Source organism: Streptomyces bambusae, assembly GCF_020532645.1.
Taxonomy (GTDB): domain Bacteria; phylum Actinomycetota; class Actinomycetes; order Streptomycetales; family Streptomycetaceae; genus Streptomyces; species Streptomyces bambusae.
In genome coordinates, this window is record NZ_JAJAUZ010000035.1 from 17,603 (window position 1) to 42,875 (window position 25,273).

Genomic DNA, 25,273 nt, shown 5'->3' on the forward strand with positions numbered 1-25,273 from the left:
CGGCGGCCGGGCAGCGGGTGCGGGCCGGGGCCGGATGGGGGAAGCTGGCGGTGACCCGGCGCGCGGGAGGCCGCCGCCGGGCCCCGGAGAGGGGGCCTCGTGCACACGACGGGAACCCGGCGGCGGTACCGGGGCTGCGCGGTCCGGCCGCGGGCCGCGGCGCTGCTCTGCCTGGCGGGCACGCTCGCGGCGGCCGTCCCGGCCACGGCCGCCGCGGGCGGCCCGGCCGCCGCACCGGCGGAGACCGTGGTGGTGGACTGCGCCGGCGAGGGGCGGGTGCGCCCCTCCGACTACCTGCTCGCCTGCGGCGACGGCAACAACCGGCTGGTCGGGCTGCGCTGGCGGACCTGGGGGGCGGAACGGGCCACGGCCACCGGCACGGACATGGTCAACGACTGCGTGCCGTACTGCGCGGCCGGCCGGTTCCGCGGCCATCCGGTGCGGGTCACCCTCAGCCTGCCGGAGGCCTGGCCCGGGCACGGCGGCACGCAGCGGTTCACCACCCTGCGCATGGAGTTCACGGGGTCCGCGCCGCCGCCGCTGCCGCGGGACGTCACGTACCGGATCGTCTACTGACCACGAGCCCGGCCGGTCCGCGGACCGGTGCGGCATCATGACGATCATGGATTCTGCTTCGCTTCCCAGCACCGAGGCCGCCGTACGGGCCGTGCGCGCCATCGCGGACGAGTACCGCCTGAGCGTCGAGGTCACCGACGACATCGGCGCGGACCAGGTGTCGCGGCGCACCTCGGCCGGGCTGTTCACGGCGGTGGACCCGGACGGGTCGCTCCCCCACGAAGCGCTCGTCGAGCTGGGCGGCAGACCGGAGGTGACGGTCCGGCTGTTCGCGGACGGCGACGCGCTGATCACGGTCGACGGGGTCGAGTTCCACGACCTGGACCGGGACTGCGTGCCGGCGTTCCTGCGGTCCGTGTACGGCGGGCTCGCGTACGTGAAGGGCCGGTTCTTCCCGCCCGGCCAGTGGCTCGTCGTACCGCTGCCCGGCGACGTGACGCACAAGGAGCTGGTGCCGTCGGGTGCCCTGACGCCGTGGCTGGCGGGCAGCGTCCGCGGCCGGTAGGGCCCGTCGGCACGCTCCTGTCGTCGCCCGGAGGGCGGGCCGTGTTCGCCTTGCCGCCCCGGCGGGGGCTGCGTGCGGCGAGAATGTCCGCGAGCCGGGGTCCCGCCCCGGCGCGGTGCATCAGGAGAGGCAGGAGAGGCCGGTCATGTTCGAGCCCGTACAGGAGAACCCGTACCCCGACACCGACGTGCTGGGCGCGGGGGCCGAGCCGCATCCGCAGCTGAAGCCGGTGCTGGACCTGCTGGGCCGGTGGCGGGGCACCGGGCGGGGCGAGTACCCGACGCTGGCGGAGGGGTTCCGCTACGTGCAGGAGGTCAGTTTCAGCCACGACGGCCGGCCGTTCCTGCGCTACGAGTCGCGGGCCTGGCTCGTGGACGGCGAGGGGGTGCCGCTGCGCCCGTCGGGGCGGGAGAGCGGCTGGTGGCGGGTGCTGCCGGACGCCTCGCTGGAGGTGGTCCTCGCGCATCCGACGGGCATCGTGGAGACGTACACCGGCCGGGTCGCGGAGCCGGCCGGCGGGGCCGCGGGCACCGGCATCGAGCTGGCGACGGACCGGGTGGCGGTCACCCCGCGCGCCAAGGAGGTCACCGGGATGCGCCGCCGGTACGCGCTGCAGGACGGGGTGCTGGCGGTCACTCAGGAGATGGCGGCCATGGGGCTGCCGTACCACCACCATCTGGCGGCCGAGCTGCACCGCCTGGGCGGCTGACCGGCGCCGGGTCCGGCGGGCCCGGGGGCCGTCCCTTCGGGTCGCTTCGGGCGGCCGTAGGGGGCCATGGTCGGCGGTGCGGCTTGTCCGGGGCGGGTGCGGGTGCCAGCGTTCAGCCGGGTCAGGGGGGCGCGTTCTGCCCGGTGCGCCCCCGCTCCCCCGTCGAACGGACCGCCCATGACCGGACTTCCCCCGACGCCGTCCGCACTCGTCTCCCGGCTGCCCCGCCGTGCCGTGCTCTCGGGCGCGGTCTCCCTCGGTGCCGCGCTCACGGCGTTCGGCGCGGCCGCCCCGGCGCGGGCGCGGCCGCGCGGGGGGTCTGCGGGGCCGGACGTCATCGACTGCGAGACGTGGGGTGCGCGGTCGCCGCGGCGGGACGTGACGGTGCTGGACTCCGTGCCGCACAAGATCATCGTGCATCACACGGCGACGAAGAACGTGACCGACTACTCGCGGGCCCGGGCGGTCACGCTGGCCCGGGCGATGCAGACGTACCAGATGGACACGAACGGCTGGATCGACACCGGCCAGCACTTCACCGTCACCCGGGGCGGCTTCGTCACCGAGGGCCGGCACGAGAGCCTCGCAGCGCTCGAAAGCGGCTCCGAGATGGTGGAGGGCGCGCACTGCATCGGGCAGAACACGGTGGCGGTCGGGATCGAGAACGAGGGCACGTACCTCACCGAGGAGCCGCGCGCCGAGCAGTACGAGGTGCTGGTCTCGCTGTGCGCGAAGATCTGCGTGCAGTACGGGATCCGGGCGTACCAGATCTACGGGCACCGCGACTTCAACAGCACGCAGTGCCCCGGGGACCGGCTGTACGCGCGGCTGCCGCAGCTGCGCGAGGACGTCGCGGCGGCGCTGGGCGGGGATCCGGCGGCGCCGGTCTGGTCGGTGCTGCGCCGGGGGGACGCGGGCGAGCGGGTGCGGGCGCTGCAGTACCTGCTGGTGCAGCGCGGGGCGCAGGTGCCCGTGAACGGGGTGTTCGGTCCGGAGACGGAGCAGGCGGTACGGACGTTCCAACGGGTCAGCGACACGGTGGTGGACGGGGTCGCCGGGCACCAGACCTGGCACCAGCTGAGCGTTCCGGTGGCGCGGGGCGCGGCCGGGCAGGCGGTGCGGGCGGTGCAGACGCGGCTGGCGGCGCTGGGGTACCGGGCTGAGGTGGACGGGCTGTTCGGGCCGGGGACGGCCGCGCTGGTGGCCTCGTTCCAGTCGGCGCGGTCGCTGCCGTCGGACGGGGTGGTGGACGCCCGGACGTGGAACCGGCTGCTGGCTTGATCGGGTCCCGGGTCACGGGTCCCCCGGGGCCGGTCCGGGACGGGTCGGCTGCGGGCGGGGTCAGCTGCGGGCGGCTCGCCAGGCGCGGACGTGCTCCTCGACGTCGAACGGCCGGAGGTTCAGCGGGGGTCCCGGCGGGGGCCGCCTGACCGCGGCGGAGATCTTCTCGTTGACGGCGTCGAGGACGGCGCGGACGCGGGCCTCGGTGGGGGCGGCGGCCGCCTCTTCGAGGGCGTCCTCGGCCTCCTTGCGGAGGGCGAGGGCGGGCGGCAGCACCGAGACCCCTTCGGCGTGCAGCTTGCCCTTGACCCACCACATCTCGTCGTAGGGGGCGCTGTCGTCGGCGAGAGGCTTGCCGAAGCCGGGCAGGGCCGCGAAGTCGCCGCGTTCGGCCGCTTCGCGGATCTGCTTGTCGACGAAGGATTCGAAGCTGACCCCGGGGGGTTTCCGCTCGGTCATGTCTCCAGCGTACAAAAGTGCGCCGGAGACCGGCCGGGGCCCGGATGCCGCCTGGCGGCCGGGCCGGGGGCGGGGCCGGGGCCGGCGTCAGGCGGTCAGGTGTCCCAGGACCGTCCGCATGGCGCGGCGCACGGCCTCGCGGGACTCGTCGGTGGGGTCGAGGGTCTCGAAGGCGTGGTGGCCGCTCGGGACGTCGATCACCTCGACGGCGGCGGCGCAGTCCTCGGCGGCGGCGAGGAACTCGGCCACGGTGGCGGCGATTTCGGGCATCTCCCGGCCGGCCCGGGTGAGGACGACGGGCAGGTCGCCGGCCTTCCGGACGGCGTCCGCGGGGCGGAACCGGCCTTCGGGCAGGCCCCAGTTGGGCATGGGGGCGAGGATCGGGTAGCTGGCCGCCAGGCAGCGCAGCCAGGCGGGCGGGGCCGCGAGCCATTCGGCGGTGAGCAGGCCGCCGCCGGAGAGGAACCACAGGGCCACCCGGTCGGGGTCCACGCGCGGGTCCCGGCGGACCCGGGCGACGGCGTCGGCCACGTCCTCGGCGGCGGGCGGGTACGCGGTGACGTCGTGCAGGCGGTGGTCGAAGGTCGCGGCCACCACGCCGAGGGAGGCGGCGTACCGGGCGTATCCGACGAGGGTGGGCCAGTCCCGCGGGGTGGGCTGCGCCCCGGCGGGCACCGGACCGCCGTGGACGATGACCACCGCGGGCCGCGGGCCGTCGGCCCGCTCGGGGACGTAGAGGTCGAGGTTCCCGGTGCGCTCGTGCGGGAGTTCGGGGACGTCGAGGAGGAACGGTCGCAGGTGGCCCGGGAGTTCGGCCGGCTCGGCGGCGCCTTCGGCGGCCGGGCCCTTGAGGCGGTGGCCCTCGCCGGCGGCGGCGCCGAGCAGCACCTCGGCGAGGTCGGCCGGGCAGGAGAGCATCGGCCAGTGGCCGGTGGCCAGTTCGAAGAAGGTGACCTGCGGGTCGAGGAGGGCCTGGAGGGCGGGCTCGCCGAACCCGACCACCATTTCCACCATTTCGATGCTCGCGCCGTTGCCGGTGCACAGCACGCCGGTGGTGGGGACCGAGGCCACCGCGCCGGTGAGGTGCAGCGGCTGGAGGAGGGTGCCGAGGGGCTGCGGGCGGGCGAGGGCGGTGAGCCGGTCCAGCGCCGCGTCGGGGACGCCGGCCGTGCTGCCCCAGCGCTGCCAGCCGTCGCGGGTGGGCGGCGCGAGGACCCCCGCCGGGTGGGTGTGCGCGGCGAGTTCGGCGCGGATGCCCTGGTCGGGGACCGCGGCCAGGGCGGGGACGCCGGGCTGCGGCATGCCGGAGTCGAGGTGGACGATCCGGTCGATGCGCTCGGCCCGGCGGTCGGCGGCGCCGAGGACGGGGTGGATGCCGTAGTCGTGGCCGACGAGCACGATCCGGCGGCCGGCTGCCCCGTCGACCGAGTCGACGGCCGCCAGCACGTCCGCGATGTGCGTCTCCAGGTCGGGCGCGGTGCCGTCGGCGGGGTTCCCGTCGAGGCCGGTGAGGGCGGGGGTCCGTACGTCGGCTCCGGCGGCGGTCAGCCGGGCGGCCGTGTCCTCCCAGACGTGCGCACCGGTGAAGGTGCCCGACACCAGGACGAACGTGGTCGCGGTTCCGGTCGTGTCGCTGCTCATCTCGGTGTTCCTCCGGTCCGGGCGGGCTTCCGCGGCGGGCTCCGACGGCCCGTCGCGGTGTCCGTACGGTAGGAACTCCCCCTGCGGGAGATTCAAGTGCGAGCGGATCCGGGGCGGCGGATCCGGGGCGGCGGGACCGGTGCCGGAGTCAGGTGGCCGGCTCCTCAACCGGTCGTGGCGGGGCGCCACATGGCGGTGGTGGCGAGCGGGCCGACGGCCGGGGTGCGCAGGGTGGTGAAGCCGAAGTGCCGGTACAGCGGGACGTTGGCCGGGTCGGCGGTGGTGAGGTAGAGGCCGCCGGGGGCCGGGGTGGCCGTCAGGACGTGGTCGAGGAGGCGGCGGCCGGCGCCGCGGCCCGCCGAGTGGGGTGCGACGCCGATGAACTCCAGCGTCCAGGCGCCGTCGACGGCCGCGGCTTCGGAGGCGTGCAGGTAGCGCAGGGTGCGCAGCAGCGGCCGGGGGCCGCAGTGGCGCAGGGTGCGGGCCGCCCAGGCGGCCTGGGCGGCGGGGGCGGGCCGGGTCGCGGGCGGGGTGAGGACGGCGGCGCCGACCGGCCGGCCGGCGGGGTCCGTCAGCAGGTGGCGGCGGGCCCCGGGGAGTCCGGCGTGGGTGCGCAGCGTCGCCAGGAACCATGCCGCGCGCACCCGTGGGGATCGGCCCGCGATCCAGTGGGTGGCGGGCTCTGCGGCGAAGGCGGCGGCGAGCACCCGGGCACAGGCGGCGACCTCCGCGTCGTCGCGCAACTGCCATGTCTGCGGCGGGCGTTCAGTCATCGTCGGCCGCCTTCTCCAGCGGGGCCTCGGGGATCAGGTGGCACACCAGAAGCTTGAGGAAGAACAGCGGGGCGAACCAGGCCAGGGCGACGGGCAGGGTCAGCCAGAAGAGGTTGATCAGGACCGCGGCCGTGTAGGCGGCCATGGCGACCGGGCGCTTCAGGTGGACGGGGGCGCACTCCACCACGGCGGTGGCGCAGAGCAGGACGGCGGTGTTGGCGAGGGTCCACCGCCAGTCGCCGTCGAGGACGACCAGCCCGGTGGCAGCGAGGTGGAGCAGGTGCGCGGAGACGAACAGCAGCCGGGTGCGGCGGGCGCCCGGGCCGGGGCGGTGGTACCAGCGTTTGGCGGAGTTGGTGGCGTTGGTGAGGATCCCGCCGAGCACGTCGAGGCCCATGAGGACGACGACGGCGAGCTGGAGCCCCGACCAGGTGCCGGCGAGGTCCGTGGCGGCGATGCCGGCGGCGAGCAGCACGGCGCACAGGCCGGCGCCGGCGGTTTCGGCCACCGTTTCGGAGCGGGTCTTGCCGGGTCCGGTGAAGCGGTCGAGCCATCCGGAGAGGCCGGGGGGCGTGGCCGGTATGCGCCAGTCGATCCGCAGGTCGGGGCGGGCGGGGTCGGCGGACGGGGCGGAGGGAAGTGACGGGGCGGGCGGGGTGGCGGGCTGGAGGTCGGGGTGCACGGTCGGTTCCCTTTCCTTGGCGGGTCGGTGGCCGGGTCAGTCCGTGGAGGTCCACAGGCCGCGGAGGAGGCGCCAGACCTGGCCGGTGTCGGGGCTGCCGCCGTCGCGCAGGGCGGCGAGCGCCCAGGTGTCGGCGGCGCGCAGGACGGCGGCGGTCGCGGCGGCCAGGAGCGGCGGTTCGATGTCGGTGCGGATCACGCCGAGCCTCTGGCCGTCCCGGACGAGCGTCTCGTACCAGCCGGTCCATGCGGCGGCGCCGGCCGCCCGGCGGGCGGCGGGGTCGGCGAGGGCGAGGTCGTCCGGGTGGCTGTCCAGGTGGGCGGCGAGGGCTGCCGTTCCGGCTTCCAGCTGTGCCCAGAACTCCTTCTCCCCGGCGGCCGGGGTCCACGGTCCGAGCACGCCGAGCAGCCGCTCCAGTACGTCGTCCAGGACGGCGGCGAGCAGGTCCTCGCGCCCGTCGAAGTACTGGTAGGCGGCGGTCTTGGAGATCCGCGCCGCCTCGATGATCTTGTTGTACGAGGCGGCCTCGGGGCCGTGTGCGGCGAACTGGGCGCGGGCGGCGGCGAGGATGGCGGACCGGCGTTCGGCGGGGAGGCGGTGGAAGCGCGGGAGCGGGCTCATGCACTCACGGTACACACCACTGGGGTGTACCACTAGTACACCCCCGCACCTTCGGCTGTTTTCGGCCACGCGGAAGTCCTGCTTGCAGCGGCCCGGTCGCCGCCTTGTCATGAATCCGCAACAGCGGAACGGCACGGGAACCGGCCAGGTCGCGTCGCTGTGTCTGCCGACGCGAGTGCCGGTGCTGGGCCGGTCGCACGACCTCGGGGAGTTCCCATGCAGTACGCAGCAGGCGTCCGCCGGACGGCCGCAGTGATCGCGGCGGCCACGGCGGCCGTCGCTCTGATGACCGGCTGCACGCCGAGCGGCGACGACGGCGCCGCCGGCACGCCGACCGCCCCCTCGGCCCCGGCCGGCACCACCGGCGGCGCGGCCACGGGCGGCTCCGGCGGCTCCACGGGAGGCAGCACGACCGGCGACAGCACGACCGGCGGCAGCACAGGCGGCACGACCGGCGGCAGCACGGGTGGCACGACCGGCGGCAGCACGGGTGGCACGACCGGTGGTTCCACCGGCGGCTCCGCGACCGGCGGCACCACCGGCGGCACGGGCGGCGGCTCCGGTCTCAAGCCCAAGCCCTGCACGGCCCCCGACCTCAAGGTGTCCGAAGCGACCCAGGCGGCCGTCCGCCCGCCCGGCACCGGCACCGGCGCCGCCGTCGTCTCGGTCGCCAACACCTCCGCCAAGGTCTGCACCGTCCGCGGCTTCCCGACCGTCGCCGGCGCCGGCAACGGCTCCCCCGACAAGAACGTGCCGCTGGCGGTGACCTGGAGCGGCACCGCCAAGACGGTCGCCCTGGCTCCCGGCATGAAGGCGTGGACCAAGCTCACGTTCGTCCCGGTGCTCGGCGAGGCGGACGGCTACTGCACGTCCGGCGCCACCCCGGCCACGTACCCCACGATCGTGCTGGGCGTCCCCGGCGCCGGCGGCCACCAGACCGCGCTGGACGACGGCGTGTTCGCCCTGTGCGACGGCAAGGTGACCGTTACCGCCTTCTCGTACGTCAAGCCCGCCTGACCGCGGCCTGGCCCGCGGGACCGCCTGACGCGCCCGCCGCCCGGAGCCGGGTGATGCTGGTGGGGTGATCGGTGTGCCGGAGGGAACGGTCGCGGCGGCCCGGCGGGCGGTCCGGGTGACGGTCGCCGCGGGCACCGGGTTCTACGTGTTCCGCTACGGGTTCGGGATGCCGACGGCCGCCACGTACGCCCTGTTCGCGGCCGTCGCCCTGGCCGGGCTGTCCCGGATCCCCGGCACCGGCCGGCAGCGCGCCGGGGTGGTGCTGCGGTCGGTGCCGGCGTGCTGGGCCCTCGTGGCGGTCGGCACGTTCCTGTCCGTGCGGACGTGGAGCGCGGTGGCCGGGATGCTGGTGATCGGCTTCGGGCTGGCCTTCCTCGCCGTGGGCGGACCGCGCCCGGCGGGCGTCGCACCCGGGCTCCAGCTCCTGTACATCCTGCCGTCGTTCCCGCCGTACGCGCCGGATTCCCTGGGTGAGCGGCTGACGGGAACGACCGCCGGGCTGCTGTTCCTGGTGCTCGCCGAGGCGCTGCTGTTCCCCGATCCGGCGCCGCTGCCGTACCGGGAGCGGGTGGCCCGGGGGGTGGACTGCGCGGCGGAGTGCGTGCGCGGCCTGGCCGGGCCGCCGTACGTCCGGCCGTCGGCGGAGCGGGTGCGCACGGTGGCCGAGGTGCTGCGCCCGCTGCACGTGCCGGAGGCCGACCGGCCGGCCGGTCCCGGGCTGCGGGACCGGGCGCTGTCGCATGCCGGGCTGGCCGCCCGGGCTCTGCTGAGCCGGCTGGTGGCCCTTCCGCCGGGGCCGGAGGCGGGTCCCGGCGGGCCGCCGGACGCGGCGCTCGTCGCGCTGCGGGCCGTGGAGCCGGTGACCGTGGCGGCGGCCGGGCTGCTGCGCTCCGGTCGGGAGGTGCCGGCGCCCGCCGGGGAGGAGGAGGCGCGGGCGGAGCTGGCCCGGGCCCGGGCCGACCTCGGGACGGTACCGGCCGGGGCGGCGACGCCGGCGGTGCTGCGGCACCGGGCGGCGGTCGCCGCAGTCGCGGACGCGGCGCTGGCGCTGTCGGTGGCCGCGGGGATCGCCGTACGGGGGCGGGGCGCGTCGGTGGCGGCGGCGCCGGGGCGGTTCTGGTACGCGCGGATGCGGGCGCCACGGCTGTGGTGGCACCGGATGGAGGGCCATGCGGGGCAGCGGTCGGTGTTCTTCCAGAACGCGGTGCGGATCAGTCTGGCGCTCGCCGCGGCCCGGCTGATCGCGGGTGTGGGCACCCTGCCGCACGGTTTCTGGGTGCTGCTGGCCACGCTGACGCTGACCCGGACGACGGCGGCGGCGACCCGGGCCACGGTGCGCCGGGCGCTGGCCGGCACGCTGGTGGGCGCGCTGCTGACGGCGGCGCTGCTGACGGCGGTGGGCGACAGCGTCGCGGTGTACGCGGCGGTGTTCCCGGTGCTGATGCTGGTCGCCTTCACGCTGGGGCCGGTGAAGGGCGTGGGCTGGGCGCAGGCGCTGTTCACGCTGGTGGTGTCGCTGGCGTTCGCACAGCTGGCGCCGACGACCTGGCGGCTGGCCGAGTTCCGGGTGCTGGACGTGCTGATCGGCAGTGCGATCGGTGCGGTGTTCGGGCTGCTGGCCTGGCCGCGCGGGGCGGGCGACGAGCTGCGGCGGTCGGCGGCGGTGCTGATGCGGCACGCGGCGGAGATCGTGGTGGCGACGGCGGCCTCGGTGACGGCCGGCGGGCCGCGGGCGCCACGGACCGTGATGCCCGGGCGGGGCTCCCTCCAGCATGCGCTGGCGCTGGCGGAGTCGGCGTACGCGCAGTTCCAGAGCGAGCCGGCGGAGGCCCGGCGCGGCGGGGGCGGGGCGGATGCGGGCCGGGGGCCGGACCCGGGGCCGGACTGGCAGGCGGTGCTGATGACGGGGTACCACACGCTGTGGGGTTCGGACCGGCTGCTGATCCCCCGCGAGCCGGTGGTGGCCGCCCCGCTGGCGGGGGCGGCGGCCGCGGAGCTGATGCGGCTCGGGGACCGGGTGGCGGGGCGGATGCTGCTGGTGTCGGCGGCCCTCGACCCGGGCGGGGACACCCCGGCGGCGCCGCTGCGGCTGCGGGACCCGGCGTTCGACACCTTCGGTGCGGAGCCGGCGGGCGCGCCGGGCGGGTACTACGTGGCGGTGGCGTGGCTGGACGGGCTGCTGACCGATCTGGAGCGGGGCACGGGAGTGGCCCGGCGCCAGGTCAGATCACGGCCGGTCGGGGCGTTCGGTGACGCGGAGCAGGTTCACCAGGGGCTTGCCGTAGCCGGAGCGCGCCACGAAGCGGACGTTGAGGGTGCCGTCCGTGACGGTGACCGTGTAGGTGCGGGACAGGGCGGTGTAGGTGCCGGCCTCCAGGGAGATGTCGAGGGCCGGCAGGACCTGGACGCCTTCGGCGAGGACGTCGAAGACGCGCTTGTTCGGGCGGGTGGCGGACAGTTCCGCGAAGCCGAGTTCCACCGTGTACGTACCGTCGGGCACGTTGTCGAAGCGGTACTCGTACATGCCTTCGCGGGCGTTGCGGTACAGCCGCTGGTCGTCGGTGCCGCGGATGGCGGCACCGGTGGCCTTGGCCGTGGCGTTGCCCTGGTAGCCGTAGGACCCGGGGGTGTACTTGCGGTCCGGGGACCAGGTGTCGCCGAGGCTGTCGGTGCCGGAGTAGTCGGCGCCGGCGTCGAGGGCGGCCTGGTAGCGCGGTACGACGACCTTGACGGGCACGGTCAGGACCGGGGTGCGGCCGCTGGCCGAGGTGATCTTCAGGTCGGTGCTGAGGACCGTGCCCCGCTCCAGGCCGGCGGTGTCGACGGCGAGGGCCAGGGCGGCCTTCCCGCCGGTCGGCAGGTCGCCGGCGGCGGGGGTGACGGTGAGCCAGGGCGCGTCCTCGGCGACCGTGTACGCGGTGCCGGAGCCCGGGTTGGTCAGCTCCAGGGAGCGGGTGCGGCGCTGCTCCGGCGGGGCGACGACCTCGACGGCCGGGCGGGAGGCGGTGACCTTGCCGGTCTTCAGGTGCCGGGTGACGCCGGTGACGGCGTCGGCGTCGACCTGCACGGTGACCTGCTCGCTCTGGTAGGCGTTCGCGGTCACGGCGACCGGGACGGACCCGGCCGGGCTCTGGACGACGTACCCGCCGTCGGTGCCGGTGGTGGCGGTGACGGCGGTGGTGCCCGAGCCGACGGTGACGGTGGCGCCGGCGACGCCGAGGCCGTCGTTGGCGTCGAGGACCCTGCCGGTGACGATGCCGCTCTTGGTGGTGCGGAACGACAGGGACAGGCCGTCGCTGAGCACCGGGGTGTTGAACGCGTACCGGAACGCGTCGGTGCCGGTGGCGTTCTCGACACCGATGGTCGCGCTGGAGCCGGCCTTCAGGCCGGTGCCGGTGGTGCCCTTGTAGTGGTAGGTGATGCGGCCGTCCTCGCCGATGGCGGCGGAGAAGGAGAACTTGTCGCTCTGCGCGGACCAGTGGGCGACCTGCCGCCATTCGACGGTGAACACGCGGTGCGGTGCCTCGCCGGAGACGGAGGTGAAGACGCCGGAGCCGGTGCCGGCCGCGCCGACGACGAGGTCGTCCCACATCGGGTAGAGGGCGGCGTTCGGGGTGGCGGCGGACGGCAGGTCGCCGTTGATGTCGCCGCCGTGCGCGCCGCCGAAGCTGACGGTGCCGTTGGTGCCGATCCAGGCGGCGCCGTACGTGGTGCCGTACAGCGGGACCGGGAACGGCAGCGGGACGCGCTCGGTGGTGTTGTCGCCGGTGAGGGCGAGCTGCCGGTCGCCCGCGGCGTACGGCCGGTCGCCGGTGGCGCAGGCGTAGCCGTAGGCGTCGGTGCGGTCGGGCAGGGTCACGGCGACGGTGGTGTCGGCGGCGACGGTGACCCGGGTGCTGCCGGTGGTGACGCAGCGGGACGAGTGGCCGGCGCGGATCTCGTACGAGCCGTGCGGCAGGGTCACCTCGAAGCGGCCCTGGGCGTCGGCGGTGGCGGTGACCGGGGTGTCGGCGACGGTGACGCTCGCGCCGGCGGCCGGTCCGGCGCCGGTGGTGACGGTGCCGGTCACGGTGGCGGACGGCGCCTGGGTGAGGGTGAAGTCCCCGGTGGCGGTGCCGCCTTCGGTGACGGTCGCGGTGGCCGCCTCCTGGCCGTAGCCGAACTTGCCGGCCGTCAGGGCGTATTCGCCGACGGAGAGGGCCGGGAAGGAGTAACTGCCGTCCGCGGAGGTGGTGGTGGTGCGGTCGATCGGGCCGTCGGCGGTGACCTTCGCGCCGACGACGGGGGCGCCGCCCGAGCGGACGGTGCCGGCGAGCGCACCGGTCGCCCCGCGCGGGGCGTTGGACACGGCGGCGAGCGCGTCGAGGCGGCCTTCGCCGAACACGTTGTTGTCGGCGCCGCTGCCGCCGCAGCTGGTGTTCTCGGTGTCGACGGCCGTGCCGTCGAGCAGCGCCTCGGTCTGCGCGACGTCGCCGGCGAGGGCGGGTGCGGCGGACCACATCAGGGCGACGGTGGCGGCGGTGTGCGGCGAGGCCATCGAGGTGCCGGAGAAGGCGTCGTAACCGCCGGGCACCGAGGAGCGGACGTTGACGCCGGGGGCCGCGATGTTCGGCTTGACGGTCCCGTTGGGTCCGGCGCCGCGGGAGGAGAACGAGGCGATCGTGTTGTTGATGTCGAACGCGCCCGAGCTGTAGGAGCCCGCGTAGTCGCCCGGGGAGCCGCTGGTGGCGCAGCCGGGGCCGGAGTTGCCGTTGGAGAACGCTGGGAAGATGCCGGCGGCCCGCCACGCGTCGACGACTTCCTGGTACCAGTCGTCGTGGACGGAGCTGCCCCACGAGTTGTTCACGATGTGAGGGGCGAGGTCGGGGCGGGGGTTGGCGCCGGCCAGGTCGGTGGGGGCGACGATCCACTGGCCGGAGGCCAGCAGGGAGGACTCGGAGCACGAGTTGGTCTCGCAGCCCTTGGCGGCGATCCACTTCGCCCCGGGCGCCACGCCGATCTTGTTGGCACCGCCGTCGTCGCCGACCATCGTGCCCATGGTGTGGGTGCCGTGGTCGTTGTTGTCGCAGGGCGCCGCACCGGCGCAGACGCCGGCCGGGTCGAACCAGTTGTAGTTGTGGTCGTGGGTGCCGTCGGCGGCCCTGCCGCGGTACTGGGCGGCGACCGCGGGGTGCGTGTGGTCGACGCCGCTGTCGATGTTCGCGACGACGATGCCCTCGCCGCGGACGCCGAACTGCTCCCATACCTTGGGGGCGTTGATCCGGTCGACGTTCCACTCGACGGCGTCGGCGGCCGCCTCCCGGCTGCCTTCGAGGGGCTTGGGGAGGGTGACCTTCTCGTCGGCCTCGATGGTGGCGACCTCGGGGCGGCGGGCGAGGTTCTCGGCCAGCTTGCCGCTGCCGACGACCTTGACCGCGTTCACGATCCAGTAGGAGGTGTAGTCGGCTCCGGCGCCTTCGAGGGCCTTGAGCAGCCCCGCCTGGGTGCGTCCGGCGTGGTCCTTCTTGGCCTTGAGGACCGCTGCGGCCTTGCCGGCGCGGCTGCGCTGCCGGGTGGCGGCCGTGAGGTCGGCCTTGCTGTCGAGGTAGACCCAGAAGGCGGTCTTGCGGTCGTCGTCGAGCCGGCCGCGCAGCTTCGCCTCGATCTTCAACTCGGCCGCGGTGGGCGGAAGTCCGGGCGGTGGCTCGGGGGCGGCGGCCGCGACCCCGGCGCCCAGGGGTAAGAGGGCGGCGCCGGCGAGTGCGGCGATGGCCGTGCGGAACGGGGTGCTGCGTCGTGCCACGTGGTCTCCTCGTGCTGGTGCGCAGGAAGGAAAGGCGTGGTGCTGGGGGTGCTCGGGCGTGCGGGTGCTCTGTGAGGATGCTGTGGGGCACCTGTGAGCACGCGCCATGGTGAATCACCGGGTTCGGCCCTCACAAGACCGCGTCGGGGTCCGGGCGCCGGGCGGGCGGCGACGGCGATCGATTCCGGTCACGTGTGCCGCCGCCGGGTGCGCAGGGCTCGCCCCCGCGCGGGGGCGGGACGGACCCTGGAGGCGGCGGCCTGGGGCCGCCGGGCCGGGGCACGTCGTCCGGATTGCTCTGTTCGGCGGGTGGGCGGGCGCGGGCGTTGTCCGGGCCGATGGCGCGTGGCAGGCTCGGTCGGATGGCCGGTCGACGGGCCGGGCCGGTGCGCGGCCGGGCGGAACGCCGCGTCGGGGCGGTGTGCGGGCCCGGCCGGGCGCCGGTCGCCCGTGGGACGGCCGGGTGCGGGCCCGGCCGGCCGGAGGCGGAGGGAGGCGGGTGCTGGTGAGGGTGCCGGCGGCGCGGAGGGGCGGCGGCGGGGGGACTTCGCTGCGGGACCGTCGGGGGTTCCGGTCCTACCTGGCCGGGGAGAGCGCCGGGCTGGCGGGTACGTCCGTCCACGTGGTGGCACTGCCGGCGCTGGCCGTGCTGGAACTGGGCGCGAACGCCGGGCAGATCGCCCTGCTGGCGTTCCTGGCACAGCTGCCGGCGTTCCTGCTGGCCCTGCCCGCGGGCGCGATCGTGGACCGGCACTCCAAGCGGGCCCTGATGGTCGGCACCGACGTGGTGGCGGCCGGGGTGGTGGCCGCGGTCCCCGTCGCCGCGCTGGCCGGAGTGCTGGCGGTGCCGGTGCTGTACGGGGTGGCGCTGGCGCTGGGCGCGGTGACCGTGCTGCACCAGGCGGCGGCCATCGCCATCGTCCCGGAGCTGGTGGAACCGGCCGAACTGCACCGGGCGAACGCACGGATCGGGGCCGCGTTCGGCGCGGCGGACGCGGCCGGCAGCCATCTGGGGACCCTGCTGGTGGCGCTGCTCGGCGCCGCGCGGGCGTTCTGGCTGGATGCGCTGTCGTATGCGGTGTCCGCGTGGTGCGCGTGGCGGATCCCCAGCCGGCCGCGGGCGCCCGGTCCGGCGGCCGGCGGAGGTGCGCCGGCGGCCGGGCCGGGCGGCGGGCGGCGGGCGGGGATGGCGTCCGAGGTCTGGGAGGGCCTGGCCTACACCGCCCGTACGCCGCTGGTGCGGACGCTCGTCCTCGCGGTGGCGGTGACCGGTTTCGCCACCGGGCTGATGAACACGTTCTTCGCCTTCCACCTGCTGACCGCGCTGCGGTCGGGTGCGACCGGGCTGGGCGTCGTGATGGGGGCGTCGGGTGTCGGTGCGCTGGCCGGGGCCCTGATGGCGCCGCGGATCGTGGCGCGGATCGGCCCGGGCCGGACGCTGCTGGCCGGGTTCGCACTGTGCCCGGTGATGAGCGTGCCGCTGGTGGTCGCCCGGCCGGGAGCGGTGTGGCTGGCGGTGCTGGGCCTGGCGGGCGGGGTCCGGCTGGCGGCGACGGCGGTGGCCGGGACCACCCAGCGGGCGCTGCGCCAGCAGGTGTGCCCGCCGGAGCTGCAGTCGCGGGCGCAGCAGACGTCGACCTGGCTGGTGACGGGCAGCCGCCCGTTCGCCGCGCTGGCCGGCGGGGCGCTGGCGGCGGCGTTCGGGGTCCGGGCGGTGCTGCTTGCCGGCACGCTGCTGCTGGTGGTGCCGGTGGCGGTGCTGTGGTGGTCGCCGGTGTCCCGGCTGAGCAGCATGCCGGTGCCGGCGGCCGACGGCCCGCCGCCGGCGGTCCCGGCCCGCTAGGGCATGTCGTCAAACTCCTGTCGTCGCCCCGGGGGCGGCCCCGCGGTCGAACTACCCGCCGGGTCAGCTGCGGTGGCTGCTCCGGTAGTGGTCGAGCACGTCCTGGCGCAGCAGGTGGCCGAAGCCGGCCGACTCCAGGCGGAGGGCGAACTGGGCCGCGGTCGTGCCGAGTCCGGCGGCGGTGGCGGCGAGGTGCCAGTCGTGGGCGGCGAGCCGGTCGAGGAGGTGGCCGCGGCGCACCTGGGCCTCCGGGAGCCGGAACGTCTTGAGGTAGACGGTGCGGCCGTGCTCGTCGGTGATCGCCTCGCCGATGTGGTTGGCCTCGCGGGGGCGGAACGGCGGCAGCAACCGGGACAGGGTGAAGCGGTCCATCCGCCGGACCCGCTGCCAGGTGCGCGGCTGGTCCAGGAGGCCGGCGGCCAGGGTGGTGCCGTGGAACTCCGCCCACTGCGCGGCCTGTTCCCGGACGGCGGCCCGCAGTCCGGCGAGGCTGCGCACGGACGGGCCGTCGGCGATGCGGGCGGTGAAGTCCGGCACGGGCGGCATCAGGGTGGCGTAGTGGTGCACCAGGTCGCCGTAGAGGTCCTGCACCAGGGTGGGGTGCAGGGTCCGGTAGTCCTCCGGGTGCGGTACGACGAAGGCCGCGGCGAGCGTGTCGGCCAGGTACACGAGGACGCCGCACTGGCCGGGGTGGATCTCGAACACGCTGAGCGCGTCGGCCAGTCCGGGGACGTCCGTGCCCAGGTACGCGGCCTCGGCGCGCGGCGACAGGCCCTGGCGCAGTGCCTGCTGCGACCACTCCTCCCAGGCGATGACGGGCCCGCCGAAGTGCAGGGCGAGGTAGCCCTCCAGGGCGAGGTGGAGCGGGAGGAAGCGCACCCGGTGCTTGGCCTCGCGGCGGGCCGTGCGGCGGTGGAAGTGCAGCTGCATGGCCGCGACCGGCTGGTCGGGGCGGGCCCGGCCGCCGGTGCGCCCCGTGTCCGGGTGCCGCCGGGTGCGGTCCTCGGCGAGCTGGGTGCCGTACGCGGCGGCGGGTGTGCCGTCGGGGGTCCATTCGGCGACGAGGCCGTGCGGGATGTAGGAGGCGTACGCGTGCCCGCCGCCGAGGTCGACGAGGCCGGGGCCGCCGTAGACCCGAGGGTGCAGCCGCAGGTCGGTGACGGGCTCGGGGCGGACCAGCGGGACGAGGCGTACGGCGCCCCAGACCTGGGACGGGCGTACGTCCAGGCCGTCGAGCAGGCCGGGGCGGGGGGCGGCGGGGTCGGCGGCCGGGGGGTGCGGGCTCACTGCGGGGCTCCTTCCGCGCGCGCCGCCGGGACCCGGGGGTGCGGGAGGCGGGCCGCGCGGGCGTCCAGGTAGGCCCGGAGTTCGGCGAGGCCGGTGCGGCCCTCGGCGAACTGGGCGATCTCGACGAGTGCGGGCAGGTCCTCGGCGTCGCGGATGCCCGCGGTGGGCACGCTCGGCGCCAGCCGCCGGACGTCGAAGTCCGCGGCGTCGTAGACCGGGTTGAGGTGGACCACGCTGGTGCGGCGGTCCGGGTCGAGGCGGGTGCGCCAGATGCGGAGCACTTCGCCGGCGAGGCCGGGCGGGGCGTTGTCCCAGCCGTCGGAGACGATCAGCAGCCGTTCGGGGCCGGTGTCCAGGGCGTCGAGGATCCGTTCGCCGAGCGGGGTCGGGCCGACGGGGTGCGCGAGGAGCGCGTCGGTGCGGCCGGAGGTCCACAGTCCGGTGTACTGCGCGGCCAGGGCCGCCAGCAGGTGGTGGCAGGCCAGGGCGACGGCGAGCGGCCGCCGCCGCTTCGCGCCGGATCCGTACGAGGAGAAGCTGTCGTCGAGGACGGCGGTCACCCGGCCCCAGGTGCCGCGGTGGGCGCCGGCGACGCGGACGGCGGCCCGGTGCAGGGCGTCGGTCAGTTCGGCGCGGCGGTCGGAGCGTTCCGCGGCCGGCAGGGAGAGGACGTACCCGGCGAGCCGGGTGAGCGGCATCCGGGAGAGATCGGCCCGGACCGCCCGGTCGGCGGCGGGGCCGTGCCGCTGGGCGGTTTCCTGGAGCCGGAGGGTTTCCTGGCGGGTCAGGCGGGGGGCGATGCGCTCCAGGAAGACGCTGCGCGGGATGCCGTGCCGGGCGGCGAAGCCTTCGGCGACGGTGTAGGGCAGGTCGTAGACGGCGGCCTGTTCGTAGTGGGCGCGGCGCCAGCTCTCCAGGATCGGGGTGTCGTAGCGGGCGCGGCTGAGGGGGGCGAACAGGAAGGTGCCGAGTTCCGGGTGGCCGGGAGTGAGGTGGGCGTGGCGCAGGGTCTGCTTGAGGCCGCTGCGGTATTTGACGGCGTCGAAGGCGAGGTCGGGGCGGGCCGCGAGCCAGTCTCGGATCAGGGCGCGGGTGCGGCGGTTGTTGACGGCGGCGCGGCGCAGCGACCGGAACAGGCCGTAGACGCGCTGGGGCGGCAGGAGGGCGAGACGGCCGGCGATGAGGCGGCCTTCGCGGCGGCGCTGTCCGGGCGTCGCGTCGGCGGCGGATTCGAGGAGTCCGCGGATGACGAGGACGGCGTTGTGGTCGTTGATGTCGAGGGCGAGCACACCGGCGTACAGGTCGCGGTAGTTGCCCAGCAGGTAGGCGTGGAGGAAGTCGAGGGACAGCTGCTGGGTGGCGGCGTCGGAGCGGAACTCGCGCTGGCCGGTGGACGTGATCGCGGCGTTGACGAACAGCAGGACGTCGTCGGCCGCGATGAGGTCGCCGAAGGACTCCGTGTTCATGTCCGTTCCGTGGTGGTCGCTCCGATGGCCGGTGCCGGCCGGGGAAGGGGGGCGCGAGCTGCGAATCATTGCTTCAGAGGCAGGTTCCGGAAGTCGCACCGGAGTCCCGCGGCCGGCCCGGCGACCGTAACACGGCCGGACGCAGGGCCCGTACGGGTTTTCCCGCCGGCCGGAGCGTCCGCTTTGCGGGCGGCGCGCGGGCGGCTAGAAGTTGCCACGGTCCGCACCGAATGCCCGGGCGCAGCGCGGTGGCGCGAGCATCCGGGCCCGCCTTCCGGGGAGCACCCATGAGGATCCATCTGTCGAGCGTGTTCGTCGACGACCAGGAGCAGGCCCTGCGCTTCTACACCGACGTGCTGGGGTTCGTGCTGAAGCACGACGTGGCGATGGGGGGCGCGGACCGGTGGCTGACGGTGGTGTCGCCGGAGGACCCCGACGGCACCGAGCTGCTGCTGGAGCCGTCCGGGCATCCGGCGGTCGGGCCGTACAAGGCGGCGCTGGTCCGGGACGGCATTCCGGCGGCCTCGTTCGCCGTGGCGGACGTGCCGGCGGAGTTCGGCCGGCTGCGCGGGCTGGGGGTGCGGTTCACGCAGGAGCCGGTGGCGATGGGGCCGGTGACGACCGCGGTCTTCGACGACACGTGCGGCAATCTGATCCAGATCGTGCACGCCGCCGGGTAGCCGCGATCTTCTTCCGCTCGCGCGGCAACCTTTCGGGCGGTGGCGGCCACCAGGACGTGAGCGCCCGGTCGGCGGCCGGTTGCGGCCTGCGGGTCCGGGGGCTCGGTCCGGCCCCCGGCAGGGTGGCCGGCCTCCCCGTCCCCTCCGTAAGGAAGCGTCGAACGTGAGCAGCAGAAGAGCCGTACGTCCCCGCCGGGTCCGGATCGCCGTGCTGGGTGGTGTGACCGCGCTGGCCGTGGCGGGTGGTGTCTGGACCGGTGCCGGGGCGAGCGAGCCGGGGTCCGCGGCCGGCTCGCCCACGGCCGGCTTCCCCGCCGGCTCCCCCGCCGCCGGGGCGGCCGTGCGGGCGGCCGGCCGGAAGGTCGCGGAGTGGCCGAAGCCGACGACGGAGGTGCCGGTCACGGCCACCCGCAAGGTCGGGAAGTTCTTCGACGGCGGCGGGCGGCGGTACGTCGGCAGGGGCGCGCTGGGCAGCGGCGGCCAGTCGGAGGGACAGCCGGCCATGTTCGAACTCGCCGACGGCGCCGTGCTGCAGAACGTGGTGCTCGGCAGCCCGGCCGCCGACGGCGTGCACTGCAAGGGCGGCTGCACCCTCAAGAACGTGTGGTGGGAGAACGTGGGCGAGGACGCCGCCACCTTCAAGGGCACCGGGTCCGCCCAGGTGATGACCGTCGACGGCGGCGGGGCGCGGGGGGCCTCGGACAAGGTGTTCCAGCACAACGGGCCGGGCACCATGGTGATCCGCAACTTCCGCGTCGAGGACTTCGGCAAGCTCTACCGGTCCTGCGGCAACTGCAGGAAGCAGTACGCGCGGCACGTGGTGATCGACAACGTGGTGGCCTCCGCGCCGGGCAAGACGGTCGTCGGGATCAACTCGAACTTCGGTGACACCGCGCGGATCGTGCAGCTGACGATCGTCGGGGACGGTTCGCGCCGGATCACGGTGTGCCAGCGGTTCAAGGGCGTGACGAGCGGCGAGCCGGAGGCGGTGGGGAAAGGGCCCGACGGGACGCACTGCCGGTACGGCGCCGGGGACGTCGCGTACCGGCCGTAGCGGGTAGCCGTCGGCCGGCGGCCGGGTGCGTCCGCCGGGCCCGGGCGGTGTCCCGGGCCCGGCGGTGTCCCGGGCCCGGCGGTGTCCCGGGCCCGGCGGTGTCCCGGGTTCAGGCGGCGGGTGCGAAGCCTCCGCGTACGGTGGCGGCCTTCGCACCCGGTGCGGTGGTGCGGGCGTCCGCGCGGTAGGTGTCGCCGGAGGCGTCGCGGACGCCTTCGGCGTGGTTGTACTGGGCGGCGAAGACGTGGCTGCCCGGGGGGACCGTCCGGCCGGGTCTGAGGGTCCAGCGGTAGACGAGGGCGGGCCCGTCCCGGCGTACCGAGAGGGTGAAGTCCGCTGCCGGCCGGGTCTGCCAGCTGCCCGTGCTCGCGACCCCGCCGGTCTGGCGGACGCGCAGCTCCAGGGTCAGGGTGCGGAGGGTTTCGCGGGTCTCCAGGGTGAGGTTGCTCTGCGCCCAGTAGCGGTTGCCGTGCGGATCGAGGGCGCCGGCGGCGGTCAGCGGACCGTCCTCGGAGCGGGGGCGGGCGGGAGCGGGGCTTCCCGCGGGCGGGTGCGGGGGCGTGGCGGGGCCGGCGGCGGGCCGCTCCTGCGGTCCGCCGTCGCGGACGACGGTGCCGACGGCAAGGGCGCTGAGGAGGAGGGTCGTGGCGGTGGCCAGGGTGGCGAGCACGACGCGCGGCGCGAGGCGGGGGCGGCGACGGGGGGTGTCGGGGGTGGTGTCGGGTGCGAGAACGTCGCCGGATGCGGAGGGAGTTGCCGTCATGCCGTGTTCGATGCGGGCGAGCATGCGGGTGCGGTCGGGCCGGTGGGCGGCGGCGGCCTGCCGGAGCAGCTGCGGTACGTCGGGCCGGGGGTGCCTGCCGGGGCCGTCGGATGCACTGCCGCCGTCGTGCCGGGTGCGGTCCATCAGCTCCTCCTCCCCGCCAGTTCGTCGGCGGCGCGTCCGCCCAGGATGCGTTCCAGTTCGGCCAGGCCCTTGGAGGTCTGGCTCTTCACGGTACCGACCGAGATCCCGAGGGCCCGGGCGGTGTCCCGTTCCGAGAGGTCGAAGGCGTGCCGGAGCACGACGCACGCGCGCTTGCGGAACGGCAGGCGGGCCAGTGCGGCCCGTACGTCGACCGCCCCCGCCACGTCCGGGGCCTCGATCCGGTCGGGGCGGCGGGTCCGGAACAGGGTGATGCGGCGGCGCTCGCGGACGGCGCTGCGGATGCGGTTGCGGGCGAGGTTGGCGACGACGCCGCGGGCGTACGCGGCCGGCTGGTCGGCCGCGCGCACCCGGTCCCAGCGGTGCCAGAGGGCGAGCAGGGCGTCGGCGGCGAGGTCGTCGGCCGCGTCCGCCTCGCCGGTCAGCAGGTGGGCGAAGCGGGCCAGTTCGGCGTAGTGGCGTTCGAAGAACGCGTGGAACTCCGCCGAGGCATCGTCGAGGAGCATGCGGTGCGCCCCTCTCCCGGAACGTGGAACTGCCCTGACAGAAGGCGGCAGCATACCAACCGGTCGGGAGGTCTCCGGCGCAGGGCCGGGCCGGGGCCGGGGCGCCGCGCGAGACGGGGCGAGACGGGCGGTGCGGCAACTCCCCTCCCGGCACGGCGAATTCACCTACCTGTTGGTAACCGGCCCTCGGCCGGACGCCCGTCCCCGCCAGCCTGTCCCTCGCCACGCGGGGCCGGGTCACCCGGGTTCGCGCAACTCCCCTACGAGAGAAGGACCATGACCACACGTCCTGTCGGGCGCGCGGGCGCGCTCGTCCTGGGTGCGCTGCTCGCAGCCTCGTTGTCCCTGCCGGCCGAGGCGCACGGCATCGGGGTCGTCCGGCCGAAGGCCGAGACCCTGCCGCTCTTCGACGACGAGGCGGGCGGCGACGCCAACGCGGACGATCCGGCGATCTGGCGCAACCCCGCCGATCCGGCGCGCAGCCTGGTGATCGCCACCGCGAAGCAGGGGGGCCTGCGCGTCTACGACCTGGACGCGCAGCAGGTGCAGTCGGTCGCGGCCCCGGCCGGTCCCGGCGCCGACGACGCCCCGGGCCGCTTCAACAACGTGGACCTGGTGCACGGGCTGCGGCTGGCCGGCGGGCGGTCGGACGTCGCGGTCGTCAGCGATCGCGGCAACGACCGGCTGCGGATCTACCGGATCGACGGCAGCCGGCCCGGTGCCCCGCTGACGGACGTCACCGACCCCGCCGTCCGGCCGGTGTTCTCGGCCGGCCAGGACGAGATCAACGAGCAGGCGACCGCATACGGCCTGGCGACATGGACGGACCGGTCGACCGGTCGTACGTACGCGCTGGTCAGCCAGCGGAACCGGGCCCGGATCGCGCTCGTCGAGCTGTTCGCGACCCGGGCCGGCACGGTGGACTACCGGCAGGTGCGGACGATCGACCTGCCCTCCTCGTTCCGGCTGCCGAACGGCGGGACGTGGACGCCGTGCGGCGAGCCGGGCGAGCTGCCGCAGGTCGAGGGCATGGTCGTGGACCCGGCGGACGGCACGCTGTACGCCGGCCAGGAGGACGTGGGCATCTGGCGGATCCGGGCCGGCCTGTCGGGCACCCCGCAGCTGATGGACAAGGTCCGCGAGTTCGGCGTCCCGGGCACGTACGACGAGGAGACCGAGGAGTGCACTCCGGGCGCGGACCCGGGGTACGGCGGCACGCACCTGACGGCGGACGTCGAGGGGCTGACGCTGGTGACCGAGCGGGACGGTGACGGCTACCTGCTGGCGTCCAGCCAGGGCGACAACACGTTCGTCGCGTACGACCGGGAGCGGGCGGACGACAACGAGTACGAGGGCGCGTTCCGCATCTCCGCGGCCTCGGACACCCTGGACGGCTCCGAGGTCTGCGACGGGGCCGCCGCCCTGAACGCCCCCCTCGGCCCGAAGTACCCGCACGGGCTCCTGGTCGTGCAGGACGGGCAGGAGACCCCCGGCACCTCCGGGCGCGAGGCCACCGGCTTCAAGTTCGTGGCCCTGGACGACGTCCTGGACACCCTGGACTGATCCGGGGACCCTCCCCCGCTGTCGCGCCCGCCGCCCCGCCCCGGGGTGGCGGGCCCTAGGGTGCATGCACGGCCGGTCCTGGAGGCCGCGGACGAGGAGGGTGCATGGGAACGGGTGACGTGGCCGAGGGGTTGCGTGAAGCCCTTCGGGCGCACGAGGACGCGGCGGTCGGGGAGCAGCAGCGGGCCTACGTGAAGAGCGGGATCGGGCATCTGGGGGTGCGGGTGCCCGAGGTGCGGCGGTGCGTGACGGCGGTGCGGCGGGAGCTCGGGGGGCTGGGCGCGGCAGAGGTCCGGCAGCTGGTGCGGGAGCTGTGGGAGGTGCCGGCGGGCGGTGCGGAGCCGGTGTTCGAGTTCCGGCTGGCGGCGGTCGAGCTGCTCGTGCAGTACGTGAAGGTGCTCGACGCCGGGGACCTCGCCGAGGTCGAGGGGCTGCTGCGGGAGTGCCGGACCTGGGCGCTGGTCGATCCGCTGGCCGTGCACTGCGCCGGGGCCGTCGCCCTCGCCGATCCGGCGGCGGGCCCGGTGCTGGACCGGTGGATCGCGGACGAGGACTTCTGGCTGCGCCGCTCGGCCGTCCTGGCCCTGCTGCCCGGAATCCGGGCGCGGCGCCCCGACACCGGGCGGCTGACGTGGTACGCGGACGCCCTCGTCGGCGAGCGCGAGTTCTTCCTCCGCAAGGCCCTGGGCTGGGTCCTGCGGGAGATGTCCACCCGGGAGCCGGAGTTCGTCACGTCGTGGCTGGCCCGGCACGGCGACCGGGTCGCCCCGCTGACCCGCCGCGAGGCGCTGCGCCGCCTGAACGCGGCCGGGCCCTCGGACTGAGCGGGCCCCCGATGCGCACGGCGGGGGCACGACGGCATGGTGTCCGGCGACGGGGCGTCCTGATCGGCTCGCTCGGCCGGTTCAGCCGGTTCAGCCTGTCGGGTCGTCCGTCGGCGGTGCGCCGAAGCGGGCCAGGCAGTGCCAGACCTTCTTGAGCGCCTGTGGATCGTGCCGGCCGGTCGCGGCGGCCTCGCCGATCGTGCGCGGGTCGAGGACGCCGTCGACGGCGATCTCCGCGCCGAGTTCGACGTATGCGGGGCCGCGGTAGGCGCGGTGGCGGCGGAGTTCGTCGACGGTGAGCCGGAAGCCCGGGTGCCACTCCACCGGGCACGGCAGCCGGCGGGCCGCCTCCTCGACCGGGGTGCCACGGTGGCTGGGGTCCAGCACCAGGGCCTCGACATCGCGGTCGAGCCGGACCGGGCCGTGCACCTGCGCCTCGATGTAGTCGTCGAGGGCGTCCTGCCGGTCGGCGAGGGCGAGGCCGACGAGGCCCATCCGGGCGGCGGTGCCGAAGTCGGCCGGCTCCAGCCAGCTGTCCGGATAGCAGAAGGTGCTCCGGGCCAGCGCCCCGGCGGTGAGCCGGAGGTGGGCCGAGCCGAAGCGGGGTGCGGCCCCCACCGGCTTGCGGCGGAAGTTGAGGCCGCCGTACACGGGCCGGTCGTCCGCCGGTGCGCAGTCGTAGGCCCCGTTGAAGATGCGGCTCTCCCAGCGCCAGCGGTCACCGCCGGGATGGGCGGTCAGGCCGCCGTTGCCGGTCCCGGTGACGAACTGCGAGACGTACCGGCCCTGTTCGCCCAGCGCCTCCACGACGGAGCTGCCGTGTGCGGTCCGTTCGGGGTGGAAGTTCAGCGTGACCCGCAGCTCCGGCGGCACGGGCGGCCCGTCCGCCATCCCGGCCACGTGGGCGAGGGCGCGTTCCTGCGGTGTCGGGCGGGCGGCGGTCTCGGCGTTCATGCGTGCAGTGTGCACGCACGCGGGCGCGGGGTGCACGCTGTTAATTTGCCGCCGTGGATCTCTTCCTCGCCGTCGTGGGCGGCGTTGCGCAGGGTGGTCGAGGGGCTGCCGTACGAGGACTGCGG

At 75.7% G+C, this 25,273-nt stretch carries 21 protein-coding genes and 1 pseudogene; 11 read left to right on the plus strand and 11 right to left on the minus strand.

Features of this window, described 5'->3' with window-relative positions:
• Positions 1–99: 99 nt before the first annotated feature.
• The 4 genes from LG634_RS23135 (at position 100) to LG634_RS23150 (ending at position 3,071) form a co-directional block, all read left to right on the plus strand.
• Positions 100–576: a hypothetical protein gene (locus LG634_RS23135; protein ID WP_226735854.1), complete on the plus strand. Its 477-nt coding sequence runs from the start codon at positions 100–102 to the stop codon at positions 574–576.
• Between the two features lie 46 nt (positions 577–622).
• Positions 623–1,081, plus strand: coding sequence for a hypothetical protein (locus tag LG634_RS23140; protein ID WP_226735855.1), 459 nt, complete (start codon positions 623–625; stop codon positions 1,079–1,081).
• 145 nt (positions 1,082–1,226) lie between these two features.
• A complete protein-coding gene (locus LG634_RS23145) occupies positions 1,227–1,790 on the plus strand; it encodes a heme-binding beta-barrel domain-containing protein (protein WP_226735856.1) in 564 nt (187 codons plus the stop codon).
• 177 nt (positions 1,791–1,967) lie between these two features.
• Complete coding sequence (locus LG634_RS23150) at positions 1,968–3,071, plus strand: peptidoglycan recognition protein family protein (RefSeq protein ID WP_226735857.1); 1,104 nt, start codon at positions 1,968–1,970, stop codon at positions 3,069–3,071.
• A gap of 60 nt (positions 3,072–3,131) precedes the next feature.
• Here the strand turns inward: LG634_RS23150 and LG634_RS23155 are convergent, their stop codons facing one another.
• From LG634_RS23155 to LG634_RS23175, 5 genes are all read right to left on the minus strand, one after another.
• Entirely contained in the window at positions 3,132–3,530 is a 399-nt protein-coding gene (locus LG634_RS23155) for a DnaJ family domain-containing protein (RefSeq protein ID WP_226735858.1), read from the minus strand.
• Between the two features lie 87 nt (positions 3,531–3,617).
• Positions 3,618–5,171, minus strand: a complete 1,554-nt coding sequence (locus LG634_RS23160) for an alpha/beta hydrolase (RefSeq protein ID WP_226735859.1) — start codon at positions 5,169–5,171, stop codon at positions 3,618–3,620.
• A 164-nt stretch (positions 5,172–5,335) separates the two neighbouring features.
• Positions 5,336–5,944: a GNAT family N-acetyltransferase gene (locus LG634_RS23165; protein ID WP_226735860.1), complete on the minus strand. Its 609-nt coding sequence runs from the start codon at positions 5,942–5,944 to the stop codon at positions 5,336–5,338.
• Complete coding sequence (locus tag LG634_RS23170) at positions 5,937–6,626, minus strand: hypothetical protein (protein ID WP_226735861.1); 690 nt, start codon at positions 6,624–6,626, stop codon at positions 5,937–5,939. Before LG634_RS23170 ends, LG634_RS23165 begins: the two co-directional genes overlap by 8 nt.
• 36 nt (positions 6,627–6,662) lie before the next feature.
• Entirely contained in the window at positions 6,663–7,247 is a 585-nt protein-coding gene (locus LG634_RS23175) for a TetR/AcrR family transcriptional regulator (protein WP_226735862.1), read from the minus strand.
• A gap of 216 nt (positions 7,248–7,463) precedes the next feature.
• On the opposite strand from LG634_RS23175, the gene LG634_RS23180 reads away from it, so the two are divergent.
• Positions 7,464–8,264 (plus strand): DUF4232 domain-containing protein, encoded by an 801-nt coding sequence (locus LG634_RS23180; RefSeq protein WP_226735863.1) that lies wholly within the window; start codon positions 7,464–7,466, stop codon positions 8,262–8,264.
• Positions 8,265–9,423: 1,159 nt separating this feature from the next.
• Positions 9,424–9,810: pseudogene (locus tag LG634_RS23185) on the plus strand (FUSC family protein); the annotation flags it as partial.
• 681 nt (positions 9,811–10,491) lie between these two features.
• Here the strand turns inward: LG634_RS23185 and LG634_RS23190 are convergent.
• The gene (locus tag LG634_RS23190) at positions 10,492–14,046 is read right to left on the minus strand and encodes a S8 family serine peptidase (RefSeq protein ID WP_226735864.1); all 3,555 of its coding nucleotides are present in this window, start codon (positions 14,044–14,046) and stop codon (positions 10,492–10,494) included.
• A 499-nt stretch (positions 14,047–14,545) separates the two neighbouring features.
• Between LG634_RS23190 and LG634_RS23195 the strand changes: the two genes are divergently transcribed.
• Complete coding sequence (locus tag LG634_RS23195; RefSeq protein ID WP_226735865.1) at positions 14,546–15,889, plus strand: MFS transporter; 1,344 nt, start codon at positions 14,546–14,548, stop codon at positions 15,887–15,889.
• Positions 15,890–15,952: 63 nt separating this feature from the next.
• Here LG634_RS23195 and LG634_RS23200 read toward each other — a convergent pair whose 3' ends face one another.
• Together LG634_RS23200 and LG634_RS23205 are read right to left on the minus strand one after the other, a co-directional pair.
• Entirely contained in the window at positions 15,953–17,176 is a 1,224-nt protein-coding gene (locus LG634_RS23200; RefSeq protein ID WP_226735866.1) for an ARPP-2 domain-containing protein, read from the minus strand.
• Positions 17,173–18,642: a hypothetical protein gene (locus tag LG634_RS23205; protein ID WP_226735867.1), complete on the minus strand. Its 1,470-nt coding sequence runs from the start codon at positions 18,640–18,642 to the stop codon at positions 17,173–17,175. The genes LG634_RS23200 and LG634_RS23205 overlap by 4 nt, the downstream gene beginning before the upstream one ends.
• 287 nt (positions 18,643–18,929) lie before the next feature.
• On the opposite strand from LG634_RS23205, the gene LG634_RS23210 reads away from it, so the two are divergent.
• A complete protein-coding gene (locus LG634_RS23210; protein ID WP_226735868.1) occupies positions 18,930–19,322 on the plus strand; it encodes a VOC family protein in 393 nt (130 codons plus the stop codon).
• A gap of 163 nt (positions 19,323–19,485) precedes the next feature.
• Positions 19,486–20,376 carry a pectate lyase gene (locus LG634_RS23215; protein ID WP_226735869.1) on the plus strand — a complete coding sequence of 297 codons (891 nt, stop codon included), beginning with the start codon at positions 19,486–19,488 and terminating at the stop codon, positions 20,374–20,376.
• Positions 20,377–20,485: 109 nt separating this feature from the next.
• Here LG634_RS23215 and LG634_RS23220 read toward each other — a convergent pair whose 3' ends face one another.
• Positions 20,486–21,283, minus strand: a complete 798-nt coding sequence (locus LG634_RS23220; RefSeq protein ID WP_226735870.1) for a hypothetical protein — start codon at positions 21,281–21,283, stop codon at positions 20,486–20,488.
• A complete protein-coding gene (locus LG634_RS23225; RefSeq protein ID WP_226735871.1) occupies positions 21,283–21,807 on the minus strand; it encodes a SigE family RNA polymerase sigma factor in 525 nt (174 codons plus the stop codon). Before LG634_RS23225 ends, LG634_RS23220 begins: the two co-directional genes overlap by 1 nt.
• Positions 21,808–22,083: 276 nt before the next feature.
• On the opposite strand from LG634_RS23225, the gene LG634_RS23230 reads away from it, so the two are divergent.
• Together LG634_RS23230 and LG634_RS23235 are read left to right on the plus strand one after the other, a co-directional pair.
• Positions 22,084–23,370 (plus strand): phytase, encoded by a 1,287-nt coding sequence (locus LG634_RS23230; RefSeq protein ID WP_226735872.1) that lies wholly within the window; start codon positions 22,084–22,086, stop codon positions 23,368–23,370.
• 104 nt (positions 23,371–23,474) lie between these two features.
• Entirely contained in the window at positions 23,475–24,194 is a 720-nt protein-coding gene (locus LG634_RS23235; RefSeq protein WP_226735873.1) for a DNA alkylation repair protein, read from the plus strand.
• 90 nt (positions 24,195–24,284) lie between these two features.
• On the opposite strand, the gene LG634_RS23240 is transcribed toward LG634_RS23235, so the two are convergent.
• On the minus strand, positions 24,285–25,148 hold the full coding sequence (locus LG634_RS23240) for a DUF3626 domain-containing protein (protein ID WP_226735874.1): 864 nt from the start codon (positions 25,146–25,148) through the stop codon (positions 24,285–24,287).
• Positions 25,149–25,273: the final 125 nt, after the last annotated feature.

What these genes read in the sequence shown, in the direction of transcription:
- LG634_RS23210 (WP_226735868.1), top strand. Translation starts at nt 18,930, where the DNA reads ATGAGGATCCATCTGTCGAGCGTGTTCGTCGACGACCAGGAGCAGGCC.
- LG634_RS23150 (WP_226735857.1), top strand. Translation starts at nt 1,968, where the DNA reads ATGACCGGACTTCCCCCGACGCCGTCCGCACTCGTCTCCCGGCTGCCC.
- LG634_RS23175 (WP_226735862.1), bottom strand. Translation starts at nt 7,247, where the DNA reads ATGAGCCCGCTCCCGCGCTTCCACCGCCTCCCCGCCGAACGCCGGTCC.
- LG634_RS23235 (WP_226735873.1), top strand. Translation starts at nt 23,475, where the DNA reads ATGGGAACGGGTGACGTGGCCGAGGGGTTGCGTGAAGCCCTTCGGGCG.
- LG634_RS23140 (WP_226735855.1), top strand. Translation starts at nt 623, where the DNA reads ATGGATTCTGCTTCGCTTCCCAGCACCGAGGCCGCCGTACGGGCCGTG.
- LG634_RS23165 (WP_226735860.1), bottom strand. Translation starts at nt 5,944, where the DNA reads ATGACTGAACGCCCGCCGCAGACATGGCAGTTGCGCGACGACGCGGAG.
- LG634_RS23220 (WP_226735870.1), bottom strand. Translation starts at nt 21,283, where the DNA reads ATGGACCGCACCCGGCACGACGGCGGCAGTGCATCCGACGGCCCCGGC.
- LG634_RS23230 (WP_226735872.1), top strand. Translation starts at nt 22,084, where the DNA reads ATGACCACACGTCCTGTCGGGCGCGCGGGCGCGCTCGTCCTGGGTGCG.
- LG634_RS23180 (WP_226735863.1), top strand. Translation starts at nt 7,464, where the DNA reads ATGCAGTACGCAGCAGGCGTCCGCCGGACGGCCGCAGTGATCGCGGCG.
- LG634_RS23145 (WP_226735856.1), top strand. Translation starts at nt 1,227, where the DNA reads ATGTTCGAGCCCGTACAGGAGAACCCGTACCCCGACACCGACGTGCTG.
- LG634_RS23225 (WP_226735871.1), bottom strand. Translation starts at nt 21,807, where the DNA reads ATGCTCCTCGACGATGCCTCGGCGGAGTTCCACGCGTTCTTCGAACGC.
- LG634_RS23155 (WP_226735858.1), bottom strand. Translation starts at nt 3,530, where the DNA reads ATGACCGAGCGGAAACCCCCCGGGGTCAGCTTCGAATCCTTCGTCGAC.
- LG634_RS23205 (WP_226735867.1), bottom strand. Translation starts at nt 18,642, where the DNA reads ATGAACACGGAGTCCTTCGGCGACCTCATCGCGGCCGACGACGTCCTG.
- LG634_RS23240 (WP_226735874.1), bottom strand. Translation starts at nt 25,148, where the DNA reads ATGAACGCCGAGACCGCCGCCCGCCCGACACCGCAGGAACGCGCCCTC.
- LG634_RS23160 (WP_226735859.1), bottom strand. Translation starts at nt 5,171, where the DNA reads ATGAGCAGCGACACGACCGGAACCGCGACCACGTTCGTCCTGGTGTCG.